Genomic DNA, 5,170 nt, shown 5'->3' with positions numbered 1-5,170 from the left:
CTGGTTTAAAGCCTCCCCTTTTAAGGGGAAAAAAGCGGTCGAGGGATGGCAAGGTCTCCTCGCCATATCCAATCGACCAAGAGAAAAGAAATAATATCTCCTTATATTCAATCAAGGACGGTTTTAACCAGAGGTAATTATCAATTATCCATTATCAATTATCCATTATCAATTATCAATTATCAATTATCAATTATCCATTATCAATTATCAATTATCAATTATCAATTATCAATTATCAATTATCAATTATCAATTATCAATTATCAATTATCAATTATCCATTATTAATTATCAATTATCCATTATCAATTATCAATTATCAATTATCAATTAATGAACTCCTTTAATATCTCCTTCATACCTTTTTAATAGCACCTGGTTTCCACATCCCAGGTAAAAACACTATAGCAATATGATTTGAGTTGTGAGATATTGAAAACTTTTAGGGAACAGGGAACAGGGAAGAAGAAAAAAACATATCATATGAATATAATAATTTCTATATCCTATACTTTTAAGGAACATCTCAAGTAATTATTCAGCCGTCAGCTATGAGTTATTAACTCATTATCTTGGAAGAAGAAATTAGTAGTCAAGGAGTGAAATATATTTGCGCAGCATTCCGCAGGAAATGAAATATTTCTGTCAGCTAACCTTAGTCTTTGCTTGATTCTTTAAAAAGCTAATAGCTGAATGCTTACCATCTCAATTCTCACAACTGATTCCTGATTGCTATATATTAAGTATTTATTAGAACTTGATACCAGACATATGAAAGGGGAGGCTATTGACCCTATTTTTTGGTAAAAATACTAGACTTAGAGATTCTTTATTTAGACCATGTTCTCCAACCCTTTATTATCCGAAAACTTGAGAAAAGCTTAAGCATTCTATATTTTGATACGCAAATATTATGGAGTAAATTACAATGTATCGAAGCTATAAACGGCAAAATTAAAATTTCAAACAGTAATCAATTAATTGCTGATGAATCAATTCAATAATCTCAAGTCATTACAATCAGTTTCGCGACGAACAATACTCAAATTATTTACCGTTGCTACTGCCACTGGTTTAGTGGGTTATACTAGATTTTCCAAACCACAACCAACTGTTTTTGTACAAGATAATCTGGACTTACCACGATATTTAAACAGCTCTAAAAGCGTAGTAGTAGTTGGTGGTGGATTAGCAGGATTAGCTTGTGCTTATGAACTTAGTCAGCGAGGTTTTAGGGTTACTTTGTTAGAAAAATCGCCACAACTAGGAGGAAAAATTGCTAGTTGGTCTGTTGATTTTGGGGAAGAAAAATTTATGATGGAACATGGTTTTCATGGTTTTTTTCCTCAATATTACAATCTTAAAAGTTTAGTTTCAGAACTGAATATTACTAATAATTTTAAGTCTTTAGAGTTTTATTCTGTGGTGTTTCGAGAAGGGAAGTATGACCCAGAAGTATTTCGTCCTAGTAGTTCTGCCTTTCCTTGGAATATTGTGGATTTAGCAATTTCTTCTCCTAATAGATTTAGATGGGGAATTAATTTAGTAAAGCCTAAACATTGGGAAGTTTTTCGAGCGATAGGTGGTTTTCAAGTAGAGAATACTTACCAAAAATTAGACAATTTATCTGTAGCGGAATGGGTGGAAAAAGATTTTCCTCAAGGATTGTATGATTTATATTTTTTACCTTTTGCAAAATCAAGTCTTAATGCTCCAGATAAATTGAGTGTTGCAGAGTTAATGCAGTTTTTTCACTTCTATTTTTTTGGTAATCCAGAAGGTTTGGCTTTTCATGGTACTAAGCAAGATATGGGTACAAGTTTAGTACAACCTATTGCTCAAGAAATTCAAAGTCGGGGAGGCAAAATTTTTACCGATATTGGTATTAGTAAAATTAATTGGAAACAAGGTAAAGTTGATTCTATTAACTATCAGTTAGGAGAGGCTAAAAGTAAAATTCCTTTTTGGGTAGAACGTAATTTAGAAATCAATAAACAGGATGTTGATTATTTTGGTTCGAGTGATAGTCTTTTTGCTATTAAAGCTGGTTCAGATGAGGCTATTTCTCTGACTTGTACTCATCAAGGTTGTACTGTTAATTTAGCTGAAGATGGCAAATTTTACTGCCCTTGTCATGGAGCAGTTTATGATAGTAAAGGAAAAGTATTAACAGGTCCAGCAAAACGAAATTTATCGCGCTACAAAATTAATCAAAGTCGAGAAGAACAGGTGCAGTTAGTTGATATAACAGAAAATAAATCAGAGATTATTCCTACAGAAATTCAGGCAGATTATTATGTATTTGCTACGGATGTTTCAGGAGTTAAACACTTATTTAATTTGATGGAGGGAGATGTCAATCAAAAAGTACAAGACAGAGTACAAAAACTGAATATAGCCGATCCATTTGCTGTCTGTCGTTTTTGGTTTGACCGAGATTTTGACTGGGAAAATAGTAATTTTACTTCTCTATCTGGCTATCAATTAACTGATAGTATTACTCTCTATCATCGCATTCAAGAACAATTCATTAAATGGCATGAAAAAACAGGGGGTAGTGTAGTAGAATTACACGCTTATTGTTACAAAGAAAAAGAGTTTCCTACTCAGGAAAATTTACTGACAACTTTTGAAAAAGAATTGTATGAAATTGTGCCTGAATTAAAGGATGCTAATATGCTGCATCGGGAATTAGTGAACCAGAAAAATTTTTCCGGTTATCCTCCAGGTAGTTATCAAGAACGTCCAGAAACTAACAGTGGTGCTGATAATTTGATATTTGCTGGAGATTGGGTAAAAATGCCTTTTCCCTGTGGTTTAATGGAAAGAGCTGTTAGTAGTGGGTTATTAGCAGCAAATGAAATTCTTGAGCGAGAGGGTTTACAAAAGAGAAAATTACTATCAGTAAATCCAGAGGGTATTCTCAAAATTTGAGATTTGTAAGAAGGAAGAGGGAAGAAGGAAGAAGGAAGAAGGAAAAAGGAGGAAAGAAGCAGGACTATTTCATTCTTTATAATAAGAGGGAAGAGGGAAGGAGGAAGGGGTTAATAGGGAAAAAATATCCCTCGAACCAGGATAAAAAATAGTAAGCATTCAGCTATTAGCTATTAGCTGTCAGTTCTCATAAGGGGCTTTAAATGAATATAGACTTTTTCAGGCAGCTTTTATAGTAAGTATAAATTATGGCTCAATTAGTAAAGCTTTTATCTAAAACTAAAAGCAATAGCTGATGGCTGATAGCTGACTGCTGAATGCTTACAAAAAATATTTTCATAACTTCTTAAAATGGTGAGGTACAGTTCAAAATTAATCTCTATTTTTTCTTCCCTACTCCTTACTAACCGATAATTTTGTACCAGATAAAATTAGAAATTCAAGGGCGATAAATGTTTGTGATAATGGCAATATTATGTACACAGTAGAATGGCTACTTGAAACTACCAGATATTTTTGTGATCTAGGTTTCTTTGAAGCTTACTCCAAACTTCCAGATAAAGACCTAATTGAAATAATAATCTTTCTCAAAAGAATCTCTGAAGAAAGGCGATACTATTACTCAAATTTAGCACCTGACCACTTATTAAGTCTAGATGAAGTTAATTATCAAGCCTCTATAAATCCAAGCAAAGAATATAAATTATTCGATGAAGAAAAGGATTATCAGATTGTTGAACTCGATACCAAGCGAGTCATTTATACTCCTTTTTATATAGAGACTTTTTGGGGTGATGATTTGCCACCATATAAATTTGAGGAGTTTGTTAAATTGCTAGAGCAACTATCAAAAATTTCTCGTGGAAATTTTATACCTAATGAAATAGTTGAATCAGCTAAAGAAGAAATCTCATTTAAGTTAAAGTATTGTAATTTTGTTCCAGTGCATTGTAGTTTTGTTCCAAATAGCCCACCAGACGATCCGTTCATTTTGGCTGGTGATATCAACCCAATGCTTCTAGGAACAGGATATCAGTTTGAACAATTAGATTGTGGAGAACCTATTCTACTTATGCTGCTATCTGAAGAAGAGAAAGGCAAACTAATACAAGATAGAGGATGGAAGTTTCTACCTGACTACTGGATGTTCGATCCTACAGATATTTCTCCATATATGCAGTTAAGGAGAAACCTACAATTACGTCCTATTGATTAAGCATCAACGAGCAGTGTGCAAGAAAAGTAAGCAAACAACCATATTGAATGATTCAATTTTACCGAAAAATTGGGGAGGCTTTAAAGTAGAATTATTTAATTATTAATTATTAATTATTTGGTAATGATTTGCTAGAGAGTCTGCAGTTAGGAAAATTGCCTCAAGGAAAGGGAAATGTTGAGTCAGAGTTTGGGAGTTTATATTGGCAGGAATTAGTTAGATTTATTAGGGAATTATCTATTAGCGATCGCTTGTTTTTAGTGGATGCAATTAATTTGATTTTAGGGAGTAGGGAGTAGGGAGTAGGGAGTAGGGAGTAGGGAGTAGGGAGTAGTAATTCGGGAAATAGGAAATAGAGAGGAAACCTCCCCATCCCTCGACGGCTTTTTTCTCTTGAAAGGGAAGACTTTAAACCAGAATTATTAATTATTAACTATTAACTATTATAGGACTTACGCAGATACGGTATATATAGCGCTCAAAACTATTGTCCAATAGTTATTGGACTCTATACACAGTGCCTTTGCGTAAGTCCTGTATTAATTATTCGGTAATGATTTGCTAGAGAGTTTGCAGTTAGGAAAGTTGCCTCAAGGAAAGGGAAATGTTGAGTCAGAGTTTGGGAGTTTATCTTGGCAGGAATTAGTTAGATTTATTAGGGAATTATCTATTAGCGATCGCTTGTTTTTAGTGGATGTAATTCATTTGATTTTAGGGAGTAGGGAGTAGGGAGTAGGGAGTAGGGAGTAGGGAGTAGTAATTCGGGAAATAGGAAATAGAGAGGAAACCTCCCCATCCCTCGACGGCTTTTTTCTCTTGAAAGGGAAGACTTTAAACCAGAATTATTAATTATTAACTATTAACTATTATAGGACTTACGCAGATACGGTATATATAGCGCTCAAAACTATTGTCCAATAGTTATTGGACTCTATACACAGTGCCTTTGCGTAAGTCCTGTATTAATTATTCGGTAATGATTTGCTAGAGAGTTTGCAGTTAGGAAAGTTGCCTCAA

General features: G+C 33.7%; 6 protein-coding genes. All 6 read left to right on the top strand.

Going from position 1 to position 5,170, the window contains the following annotated elements:
• Window positions 1-45: 45 nt before the first annotated feature.
• A complete protein-coding gene (locus F6K54_RS33930; protein ID WP_293087951.1) occupies window positions 46-291 on the top strand; it encodes a hypothetical protein in 246 nt (81 codons plus the stop codon).
• A gap of 699 nt (window positions 292-990) precedes the next feature.
• Window positions 991-2,937, top strand: coding sequence for an FAD-dependent oxidoreductase (locus F6K54_RS33925; protein ID WP_293087949.1), 1,947 nt, complete (start codon window positions 991-993; stop codon window positions 2,935-2,937).
• Window positions 2,934-3,089: a hypothetical protein gene (locus tag F6K54_RS33920; protein ID WP_293087947.1), complete on the top strand. Its 156-nt coding sequence runs from the start codon at window positions 2,934-2,936 to the stop codon at window positions 3,087-3,089. The genes F6K54_RS33925 and F6K54_RS33920 overlap by 4 nt, the downstream gene beginning before the upstream one ends.
• 323 nt (window positions 3,090-3,412) lie before the next feature.
• Window positions 3,413-4,153: a hypothetical protein gene (locus F6K54_RS33915; RefSeq protein WP_293087945.1), complete on the top strand. Its 741-nt coding sequence runs from the start codon at window positions 3,413-3,415 to the stop codon at window positions 4,151-4,153.
• Window positions 4,154-4,281: 128 nt separating this feature from the next.
• Window positions 4,282-4,452: a hypothetical protein gene (locus tag F6K54_RS33910; RefSeq protein WP_293087943.1), complete on the top strand. Its 171-nt coding sequence runs from the start codon at window positions 4,282-4,284 to the stop codon at window positions 4,450-4,452.
• Between the two features lie 259 nt (window positions 4,453-4,711).
• Complete coding sequence (locus tag F6K54_RS33905; RefSeq protein WP_293087941.1) at window positions 4,712-4,882, top strand: hypothetical protein; 171 nt, start codon at window positions 4,712-4,714, stop codon at window positions 4,880-4,882.
• The last annotated feature ends 288 nt before the right edge of the window (window positions 4,883-5,170 follow it).

The organism is Okeania sp. SIO3B5 (assembly GCF_010692555.1).
Lineage (GTDB): Bacteria > Cyanobacteriota > Cyanobacteriia > Cyanobacteriales > Microcoleaceae > Okeania.
This window is presented reverse-complemented; position numbering and strand designations above follow the sequence as displayed.

Excerpts from the sequence above, each read along its gene's own strand:
- F6K54_RS33930 (WP_293087951.1), top strand. The coding sequence starts at position 46 with ATGGCAAGGTCTCCTCGCCATATCCAATCGACCAAGAGAAAAGAAATA.
- F6K54_RS33925 (WP_293087949.1), top strand. The coding sequence starts at position 991 with ATGAATCAATTCAATAATCTCAAGTCATTACAATCAGTTTCGCGACGA.
- F6K54_RS33915 (WP_293087945.1), top strand. The coding sequence starts at position 3,413 with ATGTACACAGTAGAATGGCTACTTGAAACTACCAGATATTTTTGTGAT.